This window comes from Massilia sp. 9096, from assembly GCF_000745265.1.
Taxonomy (GTDB): Bacteria; Pseudomonadota; Gammaproteobacteria; order Burkholderiales; family Burkholderiaceae_D; genus Telluria.
In genome coordinates this window covers 2,644,189-2,666,846 of sequence record NZ_JQNN01000001.1, presented here as the reverse complement: position 1 = coordinate 2,666,846, position 22,658 = coordinate 2,644,189, and the positions used below count along the sequence as shown (strand labels likewise).

Annotated in this window: 16 protein-coding genes; 11 read left to right on the top strand and 5 right to left on the bottom strand. The window is 66.6% G+C overall.

Annotated elements, in window-relative coordinates; all coding sequences use genetic code 11:
- The first annotated feature begins 127 nt into the window (after nt 1-127).
- Entirely contained in the window at nt 128-1,549 is a 1,422-nt protein-coding gene (locus tag FA90_RS11330) for an MFS transporter (protein ID WP_239700682.1), read from the top strand.
- A gap of 47 nt (nt 1,550-1,596) precedes the next feature.
- Here the strand turns inward: FA90_RS11330 and FA90_RS11325 are convergent, their stop codons facing one another.
- The gene (locus tag FA90_RS11325; RefSeq protein ID WP_036168783.1) at nt 1,597-3,423 is read right to left on the bottom strand and encodes a patatin-like phospholipase family protein; all 1,827 of its coding nucleotides are present in this window, start codon (nt 3,421-3,423) and stop codon (nt 1,597-1,599) included.
- Between the two features lie 182 nt (nt 3,424-3,605).
- On the opposite strand from FA90_RS11325, the gene FA90_RS11320 reads away from it, so the two are divergent.
- From FA90_RS11320 to FA90_RS11305, 4 genes are all read left to right on the top strand, one after another.
- Nucleotides 3,606-4,703 (top strand): tartrate dehydrogenase, encoded by a 1,098-nt coding sequence (locus FA90_RS11320; RefSeq protein ID WP_036168782.1) that lies wholly within the window; start codon nt 3,606-3,608, stop codon nt 4,701-4,703.
- A 64-nt stretch (nt 4,704-4,767) separates the two neighbouring features.
- Nucleotides 4,768-5,916 carry an IS5 family transposase gene (locus tag FA90_RS25645; RefSeq protein WP_081934087.1) on the top strand — a complete coding sequence of 383 codons (1,149 nt, stop codon included), beginning with the start codon at nt 4,768-4,770 and terminating at the stop codon, nt 5,914-5,916.
- A 179-nt stretch (nt 5,917-6,095) separates the two neighbouring features.
- Nucleotides 6,096-6,386 (top strand): HNH endonuclease, encoded by a 291-nt coding sequence (locus FA90_RS11310; RefSeq protein ID WP_051971716.1) that lies wholly within the window; start codon nt 6,096-6,098, stop codon nt 6,384-6,386.
- Nucleotides 6,387-6,793: 407 nt separating this feature from the next.
- Complete coding sequence (locus tag FA90_RS11305; RefSeq protein WP_036168777.1) at nt 6,794-8,431, top strand: response regulator; 1,638 nt, start codon at nt 6,794-6,796, stop codon at nt 8,429-8,431.
- 84 nt (nt 8,432-8,515) lie between these two features.
- Here FA90_RS11305 and FA90_RS11300 read toward each other — a convergent pair whose 3' ends face one another.
- Nucleotides 8,516-8,974 carry a response regulator gene (locus tag FA90_RS11300; RefSeq protein ID WP_036168776.1) on the bottom strand — a complete coding sequence of 153 codons (459 nt, stop codon included), beginning with the start codon at nt 8,972-8,974 and terminating at the stop codon, nt 8,516-8,518.
- 24 nt (nt 8,975-8,998) lie between these two features.
- Complete coding sequence (locus FA90_RS11295; RefSeq protein ID WP_036168774.1) at nt 8,999-11,263, bottom strand: ATP-binding protein; 2,265 nt, start codon at nt 11,261-11,263, stop codon at nt 8,999-9,001.
- A gap of 542 nt (nt 11,264-11,805) precedes the next feature.
- On the opposite strand from FA90_RS11295, the gene FA90_RS11285 reads away from it, so the two are divergent.
- A complete protein-coding gene (locus FA90_RS11285) occupies nt 11,806-13,725 on the top strand; it encodes a PAS domain-containing sensor histidine kinase (RefSeq protein WP_036168770.1) in 1,920 nt (639 codons plus the stop codon).
- Nucleotides 13,722-14,768, top strand: a complete 1,047-nt coding sequence (locus tag FA90_RS11280) for a pyridoxal-phosphate dependent enzyme (protein WP_275041312.1) — start codon at nt 13,722-13,724, stop codon at nt 14,766-14,768. The genes FA90_RS11285 and FA90_RS11280 overlap by 4 nt, the downstream gene beginning before the upstream one ends.
- A 17-nt stretch (nt 14,769-14,785) precedes the next feature.
- Here FA90_RS11280 and FA90_RS11275 read toward each other — a convergent pair whose 3' ends face one another.
- Complete coding sequence (locus FA90_RS11275) at nt 14,786-15,988, bottom strand: triacylglycerol lipase (protein WP_036168768.1); 1,203 nt, start codon at nt 15,986-15,988, stop codon at nt 14,786-14,788.
- Nucleotides 15,989-16,244: 256 nt separating this feature from the next.
- Entirely contained in the window at nt 16,245-17,504 is a 1,260-nt protein-coding gene (locus FA90_RS11270; protein WP_197065286.1) for a S9 family peptidase, read from the bottom strand.
- Nucleotides 17,505-17,716: 212 nt separating this feature from the next.
- On the opposite strand from FA90_RS11270, the gene FA90_RS11265 reads away from it, so the two are divergent.
- From FA90_RS11265 to FA90_RS11250, 4 genes are read left to right on the top strand one after another with little or no spacing between them, the layout of a single operon-like run.
- On the top strand, nt 17,717-18,148 hold the full coding sequence (locus FA90_RS11265) for a MarR family winged helix-turn-helix transcriptional regulator (protein ID WP_036168766.1): 432 nt from the start codon (nt 17,717-17,719) through the stop codon (nt 18,146-18,148).
- Nucleotides 18,145-19,923: an MFS transporter gene (locus tag FA90_RS11260; RefSeq protein WP_081933794.1), complete on the top strand. Its 1,779-nt coding sequence runs from the start codon at nt 18,145-18,147 to the stop codon at nt 19,921-19,923. Before FA90_RS11265 ends, FA90_RS11260 begins: the two co-directional genes overlap by 4 nt.
- Before the next feature lie 7 nt (nt 19,924-19,930).
- Nucleotides 19,931-21,199 (top strand): HlyD family secretion protein, encoded by a 1,269-nt coding sequence (locus FA90_RS11255; RefSeq protein WP_081933793.1) that lies wholly within the window; start codon nt 19,931-19,933, stop codon nt 21,197-21,199.
- Nucleotides 21,196-22,632 (top strand): efflux transporter outer membrane subunit, encoded by a 1,437-nt coding sequence (locus FA90_RS11250; RefSeq protein ID WP_081933792.1) that lies wholly within the window; start codon nt 21,196-21,198, stop codon nt 22,630-22,632. The genes FA90_RS11255 and FA90_RS11250 overlap by 4 nt, the downstream gene beginning before the upstream one ends.
- Nucleotides 22,633-22,658 lie beyond the last annotated feature (26 nt).

Genomic DNA, 22,658 nt, shown 5'->3' with positions numbered 1-22,658 from the left:
ATCGGGTATGTGCACTGTTGACTCGCGCAAACGTTTACGCACCGGCGATGGAGAATTTCGCCGCCTGGTCAGCAGACCTCGCCCGGCCCGCCTATAATCGACCCTTTGTTGCAGCGCAGGATCGAGCATGAAAACCCCAGTAAATACAAGTACTTACGCGCAGGACACAATGCGCGGCGGGGGCGTGCGCGCGCCTGTCGAAGAGGTCGAGGACGGCTTGCCCGAGGGGCCGCGCACCTGGGCCATCATCGCGCTGGCGCTCGGGGTGATCATGTCCGCGCTCGACACCGCGATCGCCAACACGGCGCTGCCGGCCATGGCCGCGCAACTGCATGCCACACCGGCCGATTCGGTCTGGATCGTCAACGCCTATCAGCTGGCGATGGTCGCGACCCTGCTGCCGGTGGCGGCGCTGGGCGAGACCATCGGCTACCGCCGCATCTACCTCACCGGCATGGTGGTTTTCACCCTGGCCTCGCTCGAGTGCGCGCTGTCGTTCTCGCTGCCGGCACTGATCGTCGGGCGCCTGTTCCAGGGCCTTGGCGCGGCCATGCTGATGGGGGTGAACACGGCGCTGCTGCGCACCGTCTACCCGGCCAAGCTGCACGGGCGCGGCTTCGGCAACAATGCGCTGATGGTGGCGATCGGCTTCGCGCTCGGCCCGAGCCTGGCCTCGGTGATCCTGGCGGCATCGTCGTGGGAATGGCTGTTCGGCATCAACGTGCTGCCGGGCGTGATCGCCTTCTTCCTGGCGCGCAAGGCGCTGCCGTACAACAAACCGGCCAGCCACAAGGTCGACCTGGTCGCGGCGCTGTTCAACGTCGGCGCCTTCAGCATGGCGGTGCTGGCGCTGGGCGATGCCGCGCACCAGGTGCCGTTGCCTAAGTTGCTGCCGGAAGTGCTGATCGCGCTGGCCTTGTTTGCCCTGCTGCTGTGGCGCCAACGAGGGCATCCGGCGCCGCTGCTGCCGGTCGACCTGTTCCGCCGGCCGCTGTTCGCGCTGTCGACGCTGACCTCGATCTGCACCTTCGCCGCGCAGGCGCTGGCCTTCGTCGCGCTGCCGTTCTATTTCGAAAGCGCGCTCGGGCGCACGCCGGTCGAGACCGGCTTCCTGATGACGCCCTGGCCGGTGCTGGTCGGCGTGATGGCGCCGGTGGCCGGGCGCCTGAGCGACCGCTATGCACCCGGTCTGCTGGGCGGGATCGGCCTGATGATCCTGTCGGCCGGCCTGGTGACGCTGCTGCGCATGCCGCTGGCGCCGACGGCCGTCGAAATCGGCTGGCGCATGGCGCTGTGCGGCATCGGTTTCGGCTTCTTCCAGGCCCCGAACATCAAGGCGATCATGGGCTCGGCCCCGCCCAACCGCAGCGGCAGCGCCAGCGGCATGGTCGCGACCGCGCGCCTGATCGGTCAATCGACCGGCGCGGCGCTGGTGGCGTTCTGCCTGACGGTGTCGGGCCAGCACGGCAGCTGGTATGCGGTGGCGATCGCCGCCGCGTTTGCCGCGGTTGCCAGCGTGGCCAGCTTCTCGCGCCTGGCGGTGGGCTAGCGTTCGGCCCGCTGCCGGGACCTGCGCTCCGTCGCAGCCGGGCGCCGTCAGTTCTGCTTGGGGGTAATCGCCATCGACGGTTCCGGGCGTGGCGCGCTGTCGGACAAGTCGACGCCCTGCGCATGGGCGTCGACGGCGACCAGGCCTTCCCACAGCTTGCGCCCGGCCTCGCGTTCCTCTGCGTTGAGCGGATAGGCGCCTGGCGCCGCCTTGCCCCTGGCCAGCCACATGGCCTGGTACGAGGGCCTCAGGTCCGGGTCGACCATGGCGGCGTGCAAGGGCTTGATTGCACCCTGCAGCAGGGCGGTGGTGCTGCGCATGCGCACCCATCGATGGTTCAGCCAGCCGTTTCTGGCGGGGTCCGGGCACAGGAAGCGATCGATGATCTTGACGGCCGCGAGCGTGCCGCTGGCGCGCATACGCTCGATTGCTTCCTTGGGCATGTCGAGGTTCAAGCCGCCTTCGGCCTTGGTATGGCGGATCTGGACGACGCGGTCGCGGTAGCCGGGGCTGCGTTTCAGGGCCGTGTCGCGCCAGGTGCGTATCGTTTGCAGGATGCTGTTTCCGAAGGCCAGCGGCGACAGGTTGCCGTTGCCGTCTTCCAGCGGCAGGTAGGCCGCCGCGATGCCTTCGTTGTTGGAGGATGGCAGGAACACGCGTGCCTCCTCCGGCTCGCCCGGGCCGAGGTCGCCGGCCAGGGTGACGCCGAAAGTGGGGCGGGTCGGCAGCGGCGAATCGAAGAAGTGGATCGGGAAGTTGCTGGTCAGCCCGCCATCCGAAAACCAGACGCGCCGCATGCCGCGGCGTGTGGGCGCATCCGGGTCATCGCGGATGCGCAGCAGCGGCACGGCCTGCAGCAAGCCGGGAAAGCTCAGGCTCATGCGCGCAGCGACCAGGATCGGGAGCGCGCCGGCCTCCGGCAAATAGTAGTGGTCGCGCGCGCGTCCCGCGTCGGCGGCGTCGAAGATCGCTTTGCTTCGATCGCTCGGCGGTCTTTGCGTGGCGCGGTCCACCATCCAATCGACGATCTCGCGCGGGAAAATCTGGCGAAATTCGGACGCGCGAAACACCAGGTCGTGGCTGCTGTGCGGCAGCCGGACGGCATGGCCCTCCGACAGGCCGGTGGTCATCAGCGCGAGTTCGATCGACGGGCTCGACGCCTCCAGGTGGCCGAAGGTGAGCGGCTCGTCCGCGGGCAGGCCGGCGATGCCTTGGACCAGCTCGTGCAGCCATTCGGTCAAGGCGGGCGGCCCGTCGCCGGACGGGCGCATGCCTGAGCATATACCGCAGCGATTGCGGCGCAAGCCCGTCCAGCCCGTCATGAGGAATTCGGACAGCGCGCCGGTCCAGACGCAGGCCAGTGCGCTCAAGCTCAGCCAGACCAGTGCGGGCAGCGACACCGTCTCGTTCCACGCCGTGCCGGACAGGACACGCCCCAGGAAGAAGATGGCGCTCCATGCGACGATGCCGGCCAGAGCACCCAGCGGGAAGCGCCACATCAAGGCCAGCGATCCGCGGCCGAAGGCCCGCAGCCGGGTGCGCCGGTTGAGCGCGCCGGTGATCACTGCGAAATGGCGGCGCAGATCGGGGCAGGGCTGGAACAGCGAAAACAGCCGGCTTTTGCCATCGACCTCTTCCTGCAAATCGAGGGAAATCCGTTCCATCCGCTGGAAGCCGTCCGACTGGCCGGTCCTGTTGCGTGCAAATTGCGCCGCCGCCGCGGCGATCGCCGCCACCGCGCCGACGCTGGTGCCGCCAATCGAACGCAAGGTAAAACGACTGGCCAGTTTCGCCACGAACGTCGGATAGACGACCCCGGAGGTCACACCCCCTTCCATGACAATGTCGCACTCGGTCGGCAGAAAGTCGGTCATTTCGATCTCTTTGGAATTTGATCATTATTATCGGGCAAAAGGCGTTCCCAAAGATCACCGATCGTCACGCCGGGTGCGATCGCCCCGGCTTCCTGCCCGGCGCCCGATCCAGCGGGAGGGTCGCAGCAGGATCCCGCCAGGGCTGCTAGGATGCTGGCGGACCACTAGAAAGAAGGACACCCATGACACGCGTATTCAGGATCGCCGCCATCGCCGGCGACGGTATCGGCAAGGAAGTGCTGCCGGAGGGCTTGAAAGTGCTGGCGGCGGCGGCCGAGCGCTTCGGCCTGCAGCTCGAGTTCACCCACTTTCCCTGGGCCAGCTGCGACTGGTACATGCAGACCGGCGACATGATGCCGGCCGACTGGAAAGAACAGTTGTCCGGGATGGATGCGATCTACTTCGGCGCGGTCGGCTGGCCGGCGCTGGTGCCGGACCATGTTTCGCTGTGGGGTTCGCTGCTCAAGTTCCGGCGCGAGTTCGACCAGTACATCAATCTGCGCCCGGTGCGCCTGTTCGAAGGCGTGCCGTGCCCGCTGGCCAACCGCAAGCCGGGCGACATCGACTTCTTCGTCGTGCGCGAAAACACCGAGGGTGAATACACCAACCTGGGCGGCGTGATGTTCCCCGGCACCGAGCGCGAGATAGTGATCCAGGAATCGGTGTTCACCCGCCACGGCAGCGACCGCGTGCTGCGCTACGCCTTCGAGCTCGCGCGCGCACGTGAGCGCAAGCATCTGACGGTGGCGACCAAGTCGAACGGCATCGCGATCAGCATGCCGTGGTGGGACGGTCGTGCCGACGCCATCCACGCCGACTACCCGGACATCACGGTCGACAAGCAGCACATCGACATCCTCACGGCCCGCTTCGTGCTGCAGCCGAACCGTTTCGACGTGGTGGTCGCCTCGAACCTGTTCGGCGACATCCTGTCCGACCTCGGCCCGGCCTGCACCGGCACCATCGGCCTGGCGCCGTCCGGCAACCTCAACCCCGACCGCGCGTTCCCGTCGCTGTTCGAGCCGGTGCACGGCTCGGCGCCGGACATCGCCGGCCAGGGCATCGCCAACCCGATCGCGATGATCTGGTCGGGCGCGATGATGCTGTCCTTCCTGGCCGCCGAGCCGGGCGTGGCGCCGGCATACGGCCAGGCGCACGACGCGATCGTGAAGGCGATCGAGGACGTGCTGCGCGAAGGGCCGCGTACCGGCGACCTGGGCGGACGGGCGCGCACGGTCGAGGTGGGCGATGCCATCGCCGCGCGCGTTCGCGTGGGCTAAGAGGGTGTAGACAAAATCAATAACGTAGCTGTGGCATGCTATCCCGATGTGGAAGGAGCATGCCATGGCAACGAAACATCCACTCGACGGTACTGAGCCCTCAAGCAACATTGGCGGCAGGCCGCCGGCGTTGAAGCCTGAGCATATCGCGATTTTGCACGACATCGTGACGGAGCGCGCCCAAGCCAGTTTGCATGAAATCGCCGACGAGCTGCATCGCCGCTGTGGGTTACGCGTTTGCGATGCAACGATTCGACGCGTGCTGCGTGCGCAAGGCATCGTACGGCTCGAGCCAGCGCGCCGCGCGCATACGGAGCGAGCTGAGGGCGCCAAACGGTATGGCTACACGGCAGCGCACCGACGCGAGGATATTTCCCCATACAGCACCAATCTGACAGATGCCGAGTGGGAGCTGGTCGCTGATTTGTTCGAGCGATTACCAGGAAAACGAGGCACGCCTGTGCATTACAGCCGCCGCGATCTGGTAAATGCGTGCTCGTATGTACTGCGCACGGGTTGCGCCTGGCGGCTGTTACCCGAGACGTTTCCACCTTGGCAGGCGGTCTACAAGGCATTTTCGCGCTGGGTCGAAGCCGGCGTATTCGAGCAGATGCAGGACCGGCTGCGCGAACAATGGCGTGCACGAATGGGACGCGCGAGTACGCCGGCCGCAGCAGTGATCGATGCACAGTCCACTCGCGCGTCGCCACAAGGTGGCGAAAGCGGATTCGATGCAGGCAAGAAGGTCAAAGGACGAAAGCGCAATCTCGTCGTCGATACAATGGGGCTGCTCATCGCAGTCACGGTGACCGCCGCGAGCGTGCAGGACCGAGATGCTGCCGCAGCCGTGGTTGCGCAAGCGTGCGCCAAGAGCCCTCGGCTCGAACAGCTTTACACCGACGGCGCGTACGGTGGGAAGTGCGCCCATGATATCGAGCAGGCGCATCATATTCGTGTCGAAGTCGTTCGTCGTCCAGGTAACAGCACGATCGGAACGCTGCACGATCCCAAGACGACATCTGAGCCAACTGCTGTTATCAACTCAGGATTCACGATCCTGCCCAAACGCTGGGTCGTTGAACGAACCCACGCTTGGACCGAACGCTGGCGCCGCACAGTGATGCATCACGACCGCAAACTCGCGGTATCAGCGGCTTGGGTTTGGCTGGCCGAGGCACGTATGCTACTCAGCAGGCTCGCTTATCAAGGTTGATTTCGTCCACACCCTGTAAGAGCGCCTAACAAAAGCCCCCATGGCTGCGTTGCATCGTCTCGCCGTACCAGCGTACTGTCTTCGCCGATGCGTCTTGCCGCGAGGGTTTTGTTGGACACTCTAAGTTGTTGAATTGAAAGGGTCTTTAAAGCAGCGTCGTCCGCCCCGACATGGGGTGGATGACCGAAGACCTGTGTCCTCTATGCGGGCGTCCGCTCGGGACGGTGAACGTCGACCGCCACCACCTGATCCCGAAGAGCCTGAAGGGTAGGGAGCAATTCCCCATCCATAAGATCTGCCACCGGAAGATCCACGCGACCTTTTCCGAGCGCGAACTGCTGCGCGCCTATCACACCTGGGCTGCGCTGCAGTCGAACGACGACATCCAGTCCTTCATCGCCTGGGTGGCAAGGAAGCCGCCCGAGTTTTATACCCGTACCTTCACTTCCAACAAGAAGAAGCAGCGCTAGGCGGCCGATGCGACCGGGCCGAACGGCTCGGCCGTTGCGCTTGCCGGCAGATGGATGCGGTAGCCCGAGAGAGAACTGGAGGTGGCTGTAGGGCGCAGGATGTAACAAAGTGACGAGCAATTGATTAGCCATAAATGCTCGGCGAGAAACCCGCATGCTATCTGAAAAGCAAGGAAAATTTCTTACCAATTGTTACTGGTGTGGAACATTGTGACATGTTGCAAGAGCACGGCGGAGCTTTTGCATGAACCTATATTTACAATTAAATCCATAAAATCAGGGTTGTCGGATCGATACGTTAAGTACCGTACGATTGAAATGCCGGGCACGACCGCTACAGCTGATGTAAAATCGAGTCTTACCTTTTTGCAATTCGTGGTTCCTCCCTTTCACCATTTGCAGTTGCAATGAATCAAGAAGACGCCAACGCCTGCTCCATTCTCCTCATCGACGACGAGCCATTTGCCGAAGACATCATCTCGTATGGCTTGAAAACTTGCGAAGCGTATTCGCTGCGCTTTGCCAGCCAGCCGTCGATGGCGGTCGAGATTGCCAAGGAAATCCAGGCGACGGTGGTGCTCGTCGATTTGCGCATGCCCGAGATCGACGGCTTCGAGGTGACGCGGCGCTTGCGTGCGGACAAGGACACCGAGCACATCCCCGTGATCCTGCTGTCGTCCGAAGAAGATCCTGAAATCAAGGCCAAGGCCTTCGCCGTCGGCGCCAACGACTATATGGTCAAGTGGCCGGACCCGCGCGAATTGGTGGCGCGGGTCCGCTACCACAGCGATGCCTGCCTCGCGCGGCGCCAGCGCGATGCCGCTTTCGTCTCGCTGCGCCATAGCCAGGCCCAGCTCGAGGCCAGCCAGTCGGCGCTGTTCCAGGCGCAAAAGATGGAAGCGATCGGCCAGCTCACCGGCGGCGTCGCCCACGACTTCAACAACGTGCTGCAGATCATCGGCGGCAACCTGCAGCTGCTGAAACTGGTCGGTGCGCTGAGCGACTCCGGCAAGGAACGCGTCGACATGGCGCTGGCCGGCGTCGAGCGCGGCGCCAAGCTGTCGTCGCACCTGCTCGCGTTCGCGCGCCGCCAGCCGCTGCAGTCGGTGGTGGTCAATCCCGGCCACCTGCTGCGCGAGATGGACGACATGATGCGCCGCGTGCTCGGCCCGCGCGCGCGCGTGGTGACCGAGATCGCGCACGGCCTGGGCAGCACCCTGGTCGACCCCAACCAATTGCACAACGTGCTGCTGAACCTGGCCATCAACGCGCGCGATGCCATGGCCGGCAGCGGCACCCTGACCATCCGCGCCGCCAATCTCGAACCGGGCGATCCGTTGCCGCCGGAACTGATGGCCGGGCGCTGGGTGCTGATCGAGATCGCCGACACCGGCAAGGGCATGAGCCGCGAGGTGCTGGCGCGCGCCTTCGAACCGTTTTTTACCACCAAGCCGACCGGGCAGGGCACCGGCCTGGGTCTGTCGATGGCCTACGGCTTCATCAAGCAGTCGGGCGGCGAGATCATCCTCAAGAGCGAACCGGGCAAGGGCACCAGCGTGCGCATCTACCTGCCGCGCAGCGACGCCGAGCCGGACTTCGAGGAAGACCTCGAGCCGGCGCCGCTGCTGGGCGGCCCGGAGACCATCCTGGTGGTCGAGGACGAGGAAGACGTACGCAGCACCACCTGCGGCATCCTGTCGGCGCTCGGCTACCTCGTGCTGGAAGCGCCGGACGCGGCCGCCGCGGTGGGGGTGATCGACCGATCGCTCGAGAAGGGCCAGCAAATCGACCTGGTGTTCACCGACGTGATCATGCCGGGACCGGTCAGCAGCCTGCAACTGGGAGAACTGGTGCGCGAGCGCCTGCCACGCGCCGAGATCCTGTACACCTCCGGCTATGCCGAAGGCGTGCTGGCGCATGAGGGCAAGCTGGAATCGACCGTGAATCTGCTGCAGAAACCGTATCACCCGGACGCGCTCAGCGCCCGCATCCGCCACCTGCTGCGGCGCAGGGACCTCGGGCAGGAACGCCGGCGCGCGACGTGAAGCAAGAAATGAAACGCGCCGGCGCAATGCCGGCGTCGGGCGCGGGCGCACGGCCCGGCTTGTTTGCTGAACTGACTGAAGCGCTTATTTGCTGGGCTTGACGTAGCGCTGCGAGCCCGGCGGCGGTTCGTTCAGCACGGCCCAGAAGATCCCCAGGTCGGCGATCGCGCGCACGAACTCCGTGAAATCGACCGGCTTGACCACGTAGGCGTTCACGCCCAGCTCGTAGCTGCGGATCAGATCCTGTTCTTCTTTCGACGACGTCAGCATCACCACCGGGATGGCTTTCAGGCAGTCGGTGGCGCGGATGTCCTTCAATACTTCCAGGCCGTCGACTTTGGGCAGCTTCAGGTCGAGCAGCACCACGGCCGGGTTGCCGACCGGGCCCTCCGCGTACTCGCCGCGGCGATGCAGGTAGTCGAGCGCTTCGGCGCCGTCGCGCACGACGATGACCTGGTTTGCGAGCTGGCTTTTGGACAACGCGATCAGCGTCAGTTCCAGGTCGTTCGGGTTATCTTCCACCAATAGGATGGGCTTGAGCATGTATTCTCTCGGGTACAAATTAAATCAATCGGTATTCAGGTGATTCTTGGGAAGGGCGAAGGAGAAGGTCGCGCCTTCGCCGAGTACGGAATTGGCCCAGACGCGGCCGTTGTGACGCTCGACGATGCGGCGCACGTTGGCCAGGCCGATGCCGGTGCCCTGGAAATCTTCCATGCGGTGCAGGCGCTGGAAGACGCCGAACAGCTTGTGCACGTAATCCATGTTGAAGCCGGCGCCGTTGTCGGCCACGTGGATCACGGTCTCGTCCGGATGGTCTTCAAAAGTGATGCGGATGACGGCCGGGTCTTTCTGCGCCGTGAACTTGACCGCGTTCGACAGCAGGTTGTACATCGCCAGGTGCAGGAAGGCCGGGTCGGCATGGACCGCCGGCAGCGGCGCGATTTCCCAGTCGATGTGGCGGTTGCGGGTTTCGAGCGCCAGCTTGTCGAGGCAGGCCGCGACCAGCTCGCCCATGTCGACCGTGGTCGGGCGCAGCGAGGCGCGCCCCATCTGCGAGAACGACAGCAGGTCGTCGACCAGCTTGCCGGCCATGCGCGCGGCTTCCTTGATGTTCTTCAGGAAGCGCTGGCGCTGGGTGACGTCCTCGCTGCCGCTCGACTCGATCAGCAGGTCGGAGAATCCAACGATGTGGCGCAGCGGCGCGCGCAAATCGTGCGACACCGAATACGAGAAGGCTTCGAGTTCCTTGTTGGCGCGCCCCAGCTCCTCGGCCAGCTCGGCCATCTGCTCGGCCCGCTCGAGCGCGATGCCGAGCAGGGCGGTACGGAATTCCAGCGCCAGCTCGATCTCGCCGCCGTGCCACTGCTGGCTCACGCCGTGGATGGTCTCGCGCCAGGCCGCGAAGCTGGTGCGCGGCGACAACTGCAGCGGTTGTATCGAGGTGCCGGCCGCGGCCGACTGCACCACCTTGTCGTGCGGGTAGCCTGCCCATTCGATGGTATGCACGTACTCGGGGCGGAACCACAACAGGTAGTGCTTGTGGATGCGCGAGATCGGCAGGGCCATCAGGCCGCTGGCGTTGCGCACCAGCTCGCCGCCGTTCGGGTAAATGGCGGACAATTTGTCAGTGTGGAAGATGTCGCCGTGGTCGTGCACGTTGAGCCATTCCACCAGCGACTGGATCTGTTCCTGCTCCGGGGTGTCGCCGTAGCACAGGATGCGGTCGTCGACCACCACCGCCGCACCGGTCGCGCGCGCGAAGCGCAGCAGTTCGGGAAAGATGCTGGACAGGTTTTCAATGAAGTCGCTGCCCTGGGTCAAGCCGGCCAGCATCGACACCATGATGCGGCGCAGGTCGAGGCGGAACTGCAGCTCGGCGGCGTCCTCGCGCGATTCGATGCATAGCGCCAGGATCTCGGCCACCTGTTCGCAGGCGGTGCGCTTTTCGAACGAGACCAGGTTGGCGTCTTCGTTATGGCACGACACCAGGCCCCACAGCTTGCCCTTGACCATCAGCGACACCGACATCGACGCCATGGTGTTCATGTTGCGCATGTACTGCAGGTGCACCGGCGAGACGCTGCGCAGGACGGCAAACGACAGGTCGTTGACCTTCCCGGTGGCAGGATTCAGGGGCGGGACCAGCGCCGCCGGCGTGTAGTTCGCATCGCGGATCAGGCGTATGCGCGACAGCGTATACAGCTCGCGCGCCTGGGTCGGGATGTCGCTGGCCGGGAAGTGCTGGCCCATGTACGACGCATACCCATCGAGCTTGTCCTCGGCCATGACGTGGCCGTGGCCGTCGGCATCGAACTTGTACACGATGACGCGCCCGAACCCGGACACGGTGCGCACGTGCTGGCAAGCCAGTTGGGCCAGCGCCTCGATGCTGGGCGCATCGTTGACCTTGAGCAGGAAGTTGCCGACCAGTGGGTACAAGTCGCGAAAGCCTGCCTGTTCCGGGCGCTCGACCGGCTCGAATTCGACGATGATCACACCGTCCCAGCGGTGGGCCGACGCTTCGAAGTGGCTGCCGTTGGCGGCGGTGATGGTGCCGACGTAGAACGGACGCGGGCCGAGGTTGCCGGCCAGGCCGGGCTGCAGGCGCTGGGCGGCCTCGAGGCCGATCACGTCGGCCAACGGACGGCCAGGCACGCCTTCGGCCGGATAGCCGATCCAGGACTGCAGGTTGGCGCTGGCCTGCAGTACCGAGCCGTCGTCCGCCAGCGTCAGCAGGAAGCCGTGCGGCTGGATGCTGCCGGGCGTACGAATCGGTTCCTTGTCGCAGGTCGACAGGTCGAGGACGGGAGCGTGAGTAGCCTGATTCATGGTGCGTTGGACAGTGTTTCAGCGATGATTGCAAGCAGTTATTTTACAATGAAAAGCATCAGCCCAAACCCGCAACCCGGCCGAATCGGCGTTGATTTTGCATCTATCTTGCAACATCAATCATACGAATTCAGCAAATACGAATCCCGAACCTTGTAGTGTGTAACGAGATTCTGTGCGAAAGTGTGAATTTTGATGTCGGTGCGGCTGGGCCGGCGCGATCGGGAGAGCGCGGCGTAGCGCAGAGCGCCGGCGCTGGCCCGGACCGCACCGGTTCGCCTCTGCTTGTCCACGTGGATCGGCATGGCATACGGGGTTAGCGTCAAGTGCTTGATTTTATTGATGCGCGCCTGTGTTATTGCACGCTATTCAAGTATCAGGCAAGATCGCTTCGGTAAGTCTGTAGAATGCTCGACAGGCGCATTTCACGCGATATGGCGCAAACGACAAGAATGTAAAATCCCTTCTATATTGTGCACGCGCAGCCACTTGAGCGAGCGCGTATCATGAGGTGGATTTGGGCAAAAATAATTGGTCCTTCAATGCAAACCAAGACTTTCCTGACCGACGAGCGGCGTTACCAATACCTGATTTCGGGAATCAGCGACTACGCCATCTACATGCTCGATCCAAACGGACACATCAGCAGTTGGAACGCCGGCGCCAACCGTTTCAAGGGCTATCAGGCGCATGAAATCCTGGGCGAACATTTTTCACGCTTCTATACGCTGGAAGACCGCGATGCCGGCATGCCAGCGCGCGCCCTGGCCACCGCGCTGAAAGAAGGCAAGTACGAATCCGAAGGCTGGCGCGTACGCAAGGACGGCTCGCGTTTCTGGGCCCACGTCGTGCTCGACCCGATCTACAACGAAGACGGCGTGCTGCTCGGCTTTGCCAAGGTCACGCGCGACGTCACCGAGCGCAAGGTGGCCGAGGACAAGCTGCGCGAGAGCGAACAGCGCTTCCGCCTGCTGGTGCAGGGCGTGACCGATTATGCGATCTACATGCTCTCGCCCGAAGGTATCGTCACCAACTGGAACGCTGGCGCCGAACGCATCAAGGGTTACTCGCTGGAAGACATCCTGGGCCAGCATTTCTCGCGCTTCTACACCGACGAAGACCGCGCCGCAGGCGGGCCCGAGCGTGCGCTCGGGACGGCGGCCAAGGTCGGGCGCTACGAATCCGAAGGCTGGCGCGTGCGCAAGGACGGTTCGCGCTTCTGGGCCCACGTGGTGGTCGACGCCGTCCACGACGCCAATGGCGAGTTGGTCGGCTTCGCCAAGATCACGCGCGACCTGACCGAAAAGAAAAAGGCGGACGAGGCGTTGGCGGCGGCCAACGTGGCCCTGTTCCAGGCACAGAAGATGGAGTCGATCGGCCAGCTGACCGGCGGCATCGCGCACGACTTCAACAACCTGCTGTCGGTGCTGTCGAGCGGCCTGGAGGTGCTCGGCATCCAGCGCGGCGGAGCCGAAGGGCGCGGCGAAAACCGCGGCGAAGCCCGCACGATCGAAAGCATGCGGCGCGCGATCGACCGCGGCGCGCGCCTGACCCAGCAGCTGCTGGCCTTCGCGCGCCAGCAGCCGCTGCAGGCGGAAACGCGCAACATCAACCGCATTGTCACTGGCTTCGAGACCGTGTTGCGGCGCGCCGGCAACGCCGACATCGAGTTCAACATCGAGCTCGACCGCAAGACCCACAACGCCACCATCGACAGCGCCCGTTTCGAATCCGCGCTGCTGAACCTGGTGGTCAACGCGCGCGACGCCATGCCCGAGGGGGGCAGCATTACGATCAGCACGGCCAACGCCACGCTGGCCGAGCGCCAGGCCGGTTCGCTGGCGGCCGGCGAGTACGTGCGCGTGACGGTGCGCGACACCGGCAGCGGCATGCCGCCGGACGTCATCGCGCGCGCCTTCGAACCGTTCTTCACCACCAAGGAAGTCGGCAAGGGCACCGGCCTGGGCCTGTCGCAGGTGTACGGCTTCATCAAGCAGTCGGGCGGCGAGGTCGTGATCGAAAGCAAGGAGGGCGAGGGCACGGCGATCTCGATCTACCTGCCTGCCGTCGTGTCCGACGCGCTCGAGGCCGGCGCCGAGCATACCGAGCGCGTGCTGATCGTCGAGGACGAGCCCGACCTGATGGACGTCGCGTCCGCGCTGTTCTCCAGCATGGGCTACGACGTGCTGACGGCCGCCAACAGCAACGAGGCGATCGACGTGCTCGAGCACAAGGACGTCGACATCCTGTTCACCGACGTCGTCATGCCCGACGGCATGGACGGTATCGAACTGGCCTCCTACACCCGCGCGCACTACCCGGACACCAAGATCATGCTGGCCTCCGGCTATCCGCTGCCGGCCCTGAAGCAGCGTCACGGCAGCGAGCTGAGCGAATTCGCCTTCGTGAACAAGCCCTACCGCCTGTCCGACCTGGCGCGCACCCTGCGCGGCACGATGTGACGACGCCGCAGCCGTCCTTGCCGCAGCGCCTGCTGCACCAGCCGACGCCGCTGATCGAATCGGGCGCGCTGGCGCGCGCGGGCGGTCCGGCCTTTTTCCTCAAGATGGAAGCGCTGCAGCCGTCCGGTTCGTTCAAGCTGCGCGGCATTGGCCATGCCTGCGAGCGCTACGCGGCGGGCGGCGCGCGCCGCTTCGTTTCCTCCTCTGGCGGCAATGCCGGCATGGCCGCGGCGCACGCCGGCCGCCGGCTCGGACTGCCGGTGACGGTGGTGGTGCCGGAAACCACCAGCGCGCGTGCGCGCGAGCTGATCGCGCGCGAAGGCGCCGAGATCGTCGTGCATGGCGCCTCGTTCCAGGAAGCGAACGCGTTGGCGCTGTCCATGCTCGGGCCGCAGGACGCCTTCATCCACCCGTTCGACGATCCGCTGCTGTGGGAAGGCCACGCCGGCATGATCGACGAGGTCGCGGCCAGCGGCCTAGCGCCGGATGCGGTGCTGCTGTCGGTCGGCGGGGGCGGGCTGCTGTGCGGCGTGGTCGAGGGCATGCGGCGCCAGGGCTGGAACGAGGTGCCGGTGTTCGCGGTCGAGACCGCGGGCGCCGATGCGTATGCGCGCTCGCTGCGGGCAGGCGAGCGCATCGAGCTGCCTGCCATCACCAGCATCGCTACCTCGCTCGGCGCGCGCCGAGTGTCGGAAGCGGCGTTTGCGCTGGCTGCGCAGCATCCGATCGTGCCGCAGGTGGTGAGCGATCGCGCCGCGGTCCAGGCCTGCCTGCGGTTCATGGACGACCACCGCATCGTGGTCGAGCCGGCGTGCGGAGCGGCGCTGGCGCTGGCGTATGCGGCGCATGATGCAGCGGATGAGGCGGCAGATGAGGTAGCCGGCGATGCGGCCGGTAATGTGGCCGGTAATGCGGGCAGTGACGTGACTGGCGGCGCCCATCCGCTGGCCGGCTACGCGCGCGTGCTCGTGATCGTGTGCGGCGGCGTCACGGCGACCGTCGAACAGCTGCAGCGCTGGGGCCGCGAACTGCCGCCCGCCTGACGTTCAGGCGCCCGCGCTCAATCGAGGTTGAAGATGATGTCGCAGATCCGTTCGTAGACCGGATCGGCCGACGGTCCCGTGTTCGGCCAGTTCAGGATGTCGAAGTGGTCGTAGCCGCGGTAATTGCCGAGGAAATTCCACGTGCCCTTGACGGCGCTGCCATCGTAGTCGCGCACCGGATGGCCGTCGGGCGCGCGCATGCTGATCGTGTTGACCACGCCGTCGTTCGGAAACCACGCGCTGTCGATGCGCACACGGCCGGGCGCCGACTGGGTGTACGAGCCCATGCCGGGCTGCATCAGCGAGGGCACGATGAATGCGCCGGCGTACGGCTTGAAGTAGGCGATCATGTCGGCGCGCGGGTACTGGAATTGGCTGCTCTGCACCGGCGCGATGACGCGGTCGGTGCCGTTGCAGCACCAGGACCCGGCCTCGGTCGCCAGCGTGCCGATCGAAAACCAGTAGACCGAGGGCGAGGTCAGCGCCCACAGGTTGAATTCGCGCGCGCCGTCCGGCGCCAGCTCCCACTGTTCCAGCTGGTTGTCCAGCATATCGCGCAGCGGGCTGCGCAGGTTGGGCAGCACGTCGAGCGCGGCGTCGCGCAGCGTGGTGCCGTTGTGCGGCGCCGAGATCGTGACCACGCTGCGCACCCAGCCGACCTTGCCGCCGCGGTACAGTTCGCCACCGCCTTCGTCGCCGTCCGGGGAGCCGTGCTCGAGCAGCTGCACCAGCGCGCGGATCGTCGTACCGCCCTGGCTGTGGCCGATCAGGTGGATCGGATGCGCGGCGTCCCACTGCGGATAGAAGGCGAGCGGGTAGTTGCCGGGATTGTTGTTCGGATCCGCGGCCCAGCACCTGGCGTCCGGCTTTTGCGGCTGCCCGGGGTAACCGTAGCGCCGCACGTGGATGGCGCCGTAGTCGACGCAGCCGCCCTTGATCTGGGCGTACAGCTCGGCGGCGCGGTCCCAGTTCGAAGCGATCGGGCTGACGCCGGCGGCGATGACCGTGTGCGGGCCGTGATACAGCGCCATGGTGGAGGCAATGTTGTGGTAGCCGCCCCAGTAGAGGAATTTCGGTCCGGGGTAGGTGTCGGGACCGAAGCCCAGCACGCCATGCACGAGGATGACCGGATCGTTGTTGGCGGCGAGGGCGGGTGCGATGCGCAACAGTGACGCCATGGCCAGCAATGCGCACGCGCAGATCTTGTTCAATCGCAACATGTGGGCTCCATCGAACGTGGCGAACACCACATTGTCGGTTTGCGGCCCACGGCCGAGTTTGCGCTAGATCGTGCCCGGTCCGGGCTGATACAAAATTATGGTGCTCCGCAACATCCGGGAGCCGGCAGGCAATAGCCAGGTTCGCTTGCCGGTAGCGTGCTTGATTATTGCACTGCGAAAACCAGCGCGCATGCAAAAGGCGGCGCGGGATCGCTCCCGGCCGCCGCCGTCCAAGCGCCGCGCCGCGCGGCCCGGCTCAGTTGGCCACACCGGCCGAACCGCTGCCGATCGCCGCCGAACCGGCGCCGTCCACGGCCGCGGCGGGATGCGGCGCCGGGGTGTTGGACGCCGTCACCGCGGTCTTCTCGGCCAGGTCCGGGTTGAACACCACGGCCTCGTCGACCGAATACAGCTGGCACGGCGTGTCGCTCTTGGCCGAGCAGGTCGCCAGCGCGCGCGCGTCCGGATCCTCGCCTTCCTCGGCCCAGCACCAGCCGCCGCTGGGCGACACCGCGAACGCGCGCGGCGTCATCTTGGTCAGGTACTCGGCGTAGGCGCGGCGGCCATTTGCGCTGAGGAAAGGAACGGCGCTCACATCCTGAATGTTGGCAAAATTGGTCGCCTGCGGGACCGGCGGTTCCGGCACCTTGTACACCACCTTGGTCGGCATGCCGACCTTGTCCAGGAATTTCATGGTGGCGTCCAGCCAGACCTTCTGGCCGTCGCGGCTGGCGAGCATGCCGTGCGAGTCGCGCTTGAAGGCGGCGTATTCGACCAGGGTGGCGTGGCCGCCGGCCTGCTCGTAGGCGTCGTGCATGCGCGCCACCAGCTCGGGCGCGAACAGGGAGTCGTTCTGGCCGTACATCCACAGGCTCGGCAGCTTGGACTGCGAACCGTACTCGGCGAACGCCGACACCAGCGACGAGCGCCAGCCGCAGCCGTTGCTGTCGTCGCGCAGGCCGCCGGCGAAGTTGATCAGGCCGCGTACGCCCGGCAGGTCCTGGGTGCCCAGGGCGATGGTCGCCAGGCCGCCATAGGACTGGCCGGCGACGACGATGTGGTCGGCGTCGATCCAGGACTGCTCGCGCGCGAACTGGAGGGTGTCGTAGACGTCCTGGGCCTGGGTGTAGCCATTGGCCGTCATATCGCAGCCGTGGTCGTGGTAGTAGCCGGTCGAGTCGGCGAAACCCTGGCGCATCGGCACCATCACGGCGTAGCCGCGCGCCACGAAGGCGTGCGCCATGTGGTAGAAGCGGTCGCGCGGCTGCAGGTTCGGGTGGCCGGGGTCCTTGCCGTGGTTGATGATGATGAGCGGGAAGGGGCCCGGGCCGTTCGGCTGGAACACCGTGGTTTCCAGGCGCGCCTGGTGATTCTTGCCGGCCGGGACCAGCACGATGTGCTCGTTGATGCGGTAGTCGAGTTGCAATTCCTGCTCGATCGCCAGGCCCGGCAGCAGGGCCAGGCCGAGGAGCAGGACGGACGTCAGTTTGCGAACAGAAGAAAATGCTTTGAACATGGGCACTCTGAAACGACAGCGTTCCCGGCGATGCATCGGACGGTAAAGACGTGTCCGGTAGGGAACAGATTGCTTAGGGGAATAAGTTGATTCTAAGCACGGTTATTTTTCAGAGCAATATCCGATTAACCAATTCTCGAACTAAATCTTCGCGTGTGGGCAAATTTGCCATAACAGGCAGATAATCAGTAAAGCCAACGATCAGGTGACCCATGGTTTCTCTTGATGAACGCTTCACACAGGCCTTGCACGGCGGGGCGCGCGCCTGGCGCGGTGCCCTCGAGCGCCGGCTGCGCGCGCGCGGGCTGACCGCGGCCGGCTGGAGCGCGATGGCCGCCGTGACCGCCAGCGCGGCGCCGCCCTCGCAGCGCGAGCTGGCGCGCCAGCTCGGCGTGGACGGCGCGACCCTGGTCGCGACGATCGACCGCCTGGCTGCCGCCGAGCTGGTCGAGCGCATGCCCAGCGCGCACGACCGGCGCGTCAAGCTGGTCGTGCTGACCGAGCGCGGGCGCGAACTGGCGCGCGAAGTCGAAGGCTTCACCGCGGTCCTGCGCGGCGAGCTGATGGCGCGCATCGACAACGGCCGCATGGTGGTGGCCGCCGAAGTCCTCGAACAACTGCGTCAGATCCTGGAGGACGCGTGAGCCGCAGAAACGCCGACAACGACGCCGACAAGTACGCGCCGATCCAGTGGTCGCCCGAAGAACGGCCGACGCTGCCCGGCGGGCCGTCGTTTCCGAACCACTCGACGGCGCGCCGGATCGCGTTCTTCCTGGTCGGCAGCCTGGTCACGCTGACCGGCGGCCTGGGCAACGCGCTGGTGACGGTCAACATCCTCAATTTGCAGGGCACGCTGGGCGCCTACTACTACGAGACCAACTGGCTGCCGGCCGCCTACGTGATGACCAACGCGTCGATGAACCTGCTGCTGGTGAAATTCCGCCAGCAGTACGGCCTGCGCGCCTTTACCGAATTCTTCCTGGTGCTGTACGCGCTGGTGACCTTCGGTCACCTGTTCGTCAACGACCTCGGCACGGCGATCGCAGTGCGCGCCTTCCACGGCATCGCCGGGGCGGCGCTGTCCACGCTCGGGCTGTACTACACGCTGCAGGCCTTCCAGCGGCCCTGGCGCCAGCGGGGGATCGTGATCTCGACCGGCATCTCGCAGCTGGCCCAGCCGATCGCCTACATGTTCTCGGCGCGCCTGCTCAACTTCGCCGAGTGGCGCGGGCTGTACCTGTTCGAACTCGGCCTGACGCTGCTGACGCTGGGCGCGGTGCTGTGGCTGAAACTTCCGCCGGGCGACCGGTTCAAGGCCTTCCGCGGGCTGGACTTCGTCACCTTCGCCCTGTTCGCGCCGGGCGTGGCGCTGCTGTGCGCGGCGGTCACCTTTGGGCGGGTGTTCTGGTGGACCGACCAGCGCTGGATCGGCGTGGCGCTGGCGCTGTCGATCGTGCTGATCGCCGCGGCCATCTGGGTGGAGCACAACCGCACCTATCCGCTGCTGAATTTGCGCTGGCTGACCAACGGCAGTATTGCGCGCCTGTTCATGTTCATGGTGCTGGTGCGCATCGTCCTGTCCGAGCAGAGCGTGGGCGCGGTCGGCTTCCTGCGCCTGGTCGGCCTGAACAACGACCAGATGCTCACGCTGTTCGGGGTGGTGCTGGCCTGCACCATCCTCGGGATCGCGGTGTCGGTGGCGATCACCGACCCCAACCACCTGATGGCGCCGCAGGTGGTCGCCCTGCTCATCATGGCGCTGGGTGCCTGGATCGACTCGACCGCGACCAACATGACCCGCCCCGAGCAGATGTATGCCTCCCAGGGCATGCTGGCCTTCGGCAGCGTGATGTTCCTCGGACCGCTGCTGCTCACGCTGATGGGCTCGGTCGTGACCAACCCGGCCAACCTGATCACCTTCTCGGTACTGTTCGGCCTGACGCAGAACCTGGGCAGCCTGCTCGGCTCCTCGCTGATCGGCACCTTCCAGATCTGGCGCGAGAAGTTCCATTCGTCGGTGCTGGCGGACGGGTTGACCGCGCTCGACCCGATCGTCGCGGCGCGCATCGCGCAGGGTGGGGCGGCCTATGGACGCATGCTGACCGACCCGGCGGCGCGCACGCGCGCGGGACTGTCGTCGCTGTCGGCGGCGCAGACGCGCGAAGCCAACATCCTGGCCTACAACGACGTGTTCCTCCTGATCGCCGTGATCGCGCTGCTGGCCGCGCTGTGGATCTTCGGGCGCGCCCTGTGGCTCAAGTACGCGGCGCCGCCGGCCGTCCAGGCCGGCCCGAGCGCGGCCGGACCGACCAGCCAGACCGACAGCGCAACCGATGCGCCGATCGCTACCCCGGCCGGCACGCCGCCGGAGCCGGTGATGGGCGCCGCCTCGCCTCGACCCCAACCTTCCACCACCTGATACTTCCATGGCCGACAACCCGACCACCACCACGACCACGAGCGCGCCCGCCGCGGCCCCCGCCAACCCGGCGACCGGTGCGTCCACGACAGCGCCGCCGCAATCGAAGCGCAAGCTGTTCGTCAGTGCGCTGCTGTTCGGCCTGGTGGCCCTGACCGGCGTGCTGATCGTGCTGTATGCCTGGCGCCTGCCGCCGTTTCACAGTGCGCTGCAGAGCACCGAGAACGCGACCGTGCGCGGGCAGGTGACCATCATCAGTCCGCAGCTGTCGGGCTACGTCGTCGAGGTCGACGTGCAGGACTACCAGTACGTGCGCCAGGGCCAGCGCCTGATGCTGATCGACCAGCGCATCTTCCAGCAGCGCCTCGACCAGGCGCGCGCCCAGCTGGCCACGCAGCGCGCCGCGCTGGCCAACTTCGCGCAGAACCAGGGCACCGCGCGCGCCACCATCGAACAGAACCAGGCGGCGCTGGCCAACACCCAGGCCCAGGCCCAGCGCGCCAGCGCCGACCTGCGCCGCGTCGAGGAACTGGCCTCCGACGGTTCGCTGTCCGCGCGCGAGCGCGACGCCGCGCGCGCGACCCGCGCCCAGACCGTGGCCGCCACCGACCAGGCCCGGGCCGCGCTCGAGATCGCGCGCCAGAACCTGCGCACCGTCGAAACCAACCGCAGCGCGCTCGAGGCCGCGGTGGCGAACGCGGAAGCGGCGGTGCGCCTGGCCGAGATCGACCTGGCCAACACCCGCATCACCGCGCCGCGCGACGGCCAGCTGGGACAGGTCGCGGTGCGCCTGGGCGCGTTCGTCAATGCCGGCACCCAGCTGACCGCGCTGGTGCCGCAAACCATGTGGATCGTCGCCAACATGAAGGAAACGCAGATGGCCGACGTGCGCCTGGGCCAGCCGGTCACCTTCACCGTCGATGCGCTCAACCACGCCAGGCTGCGCGGGCACGTCGAGCAGATCTCGCCGGCCACCGGCTCCGAATTTTCCGTCATCGCGCCGGACAATGCGACCGGCAACTTCGTCAAGATCGAGCAGCGCATTCCGGTGCGCATCAGCATCGACCCCAACCAGCCGCTGGCCCAGCGCCTGCGCCCCGGCATGTCGGTGGTGCCGACCATCGATACCTCGCAGCCGGGCAATATGGCGGCGCCGGCCGCGCCGCCTGCTGCGCAGCCGGCCACGCCGTCCGCCGTGCAGTCGACAGTGCCGCCCGCAGTGCAGCCCACAGCGCCCACAGCGCAGCCCGCAGCGCCCGCGGGGCCGGCCCGATGAGGCGCGGGTTCGTCCACGGCCGCGTGCGCGGCGTACTGTGCGCGGTCGCCGCCGGCACGCTCCTGGCCGCCTGCAAGATCCCGGTGCAGGCGCCGCCGAAACCGACCTTGAGCGTGCCGGCCGCCTGGCACGGCAAGGCCGAGGTCGGGCCGAACGCCGGCGTCCCTGTCGAGCGCGAATGGTGGACGGCCTTCAACGATCCGGTGCTCAACAACCTGGTGGCGCAGGCGCTGGAACGCAACGCCAACGTGCTCACCGCGCGCGCGCGCCTGCAGGAGTACCGGGCGCGCATCCGCGTGGCCGAGGCGGCCGGGCTCCCGGAAGTCAATTTCAGCCTGCAGCCGGGGCGCGGCCAGAGCATCGGCCCGTTTGGCCCGCCATCGCTGGCGACCGTGGTGCAGGGCGGGGTGCAGGCCTCGTACGAGCTGTATTCGTTCGGGCGCACGGAGAACGCGATCGAGGCGGCGCGCTACGACCTGGCCGCGCAGCAGGCGGCGGCGGACGCGGCGGCGCTGTCGGTGGCGGCCAATGTGGCGACCGGCTACCTGAACCTGCGCGGCCTGGATGCCCAGCTCGAGGTGGCGCGCCAGACCCTGGCCACGCGCGAGCGCTCGGCCGCGCTGGCGCGGCGCGAGTTCGAGGTCGGCTACACCTCGCGCCTGGAAGTGCAGCAATCCGAATCGGAACGGCGCTCGACAGCGCAAAGCATTCCGCAGCTCGAGCGCGCCATCGGCGAGCAGGAAAACGCGCTGGCGCTGCTGGTCGGCGCCAATCCCGGCCCCATCGCGCGCGGCACCGCGCTGACCAGCCTGCAGCCGCCGGCGCTCGCCCCCGGCCTGCCGTCGCAGCTGCTGCGCCGGCGCCCCGACATCGCCCAGGCCGAGGACGCCGTGGCGGCGGCCGACGCCGGCCTGGCTGTGGCGCGCGCCCAGTTCCTGCCGGCGATCAGCCTGAACGCCTCGGCCGGCCTGTACCAGTTCGGCCTGCCGGAACTGCTGCACGACCCGTTCCGGCTGTGGAGCCTGGGCGGCAGCGTGCTGGCGCCGATCTTCGACGCCGGCCGCCGGCGCGCCCAGGCCGACGTCTCGGCGTCGCTGCGCGACCGTGCGCTGATCGCTTACGAGGCGGCCGTGCGCAACGCGTTTGCCGAGACCGAGAACGCGCTCGACGCGATCGAACGCCTGCGCGAGCAGCTCGAGCAGGCCGAAGCACGCCGCGTGGCCAGCGCCGAGCAGCTGCGCATCGCGCACAACCGCTACCGCAACGGCTACTCGTCGTTCCTGGAGGAGCTGGACGCCCAGCGCAATGCCTTCAGCGCCGACACCGGTGCGCTGCAGCTGCGCGCCAACTACCTGTCGGCCCACGTCGACCTGTACCGGGCGCTGGGCGGCGGCTGGCAGGCGCCGGACCGGCCGCCCGCGCTGAAACGGTGACGAATCGGGCGCGCCGTTTGGCCGCG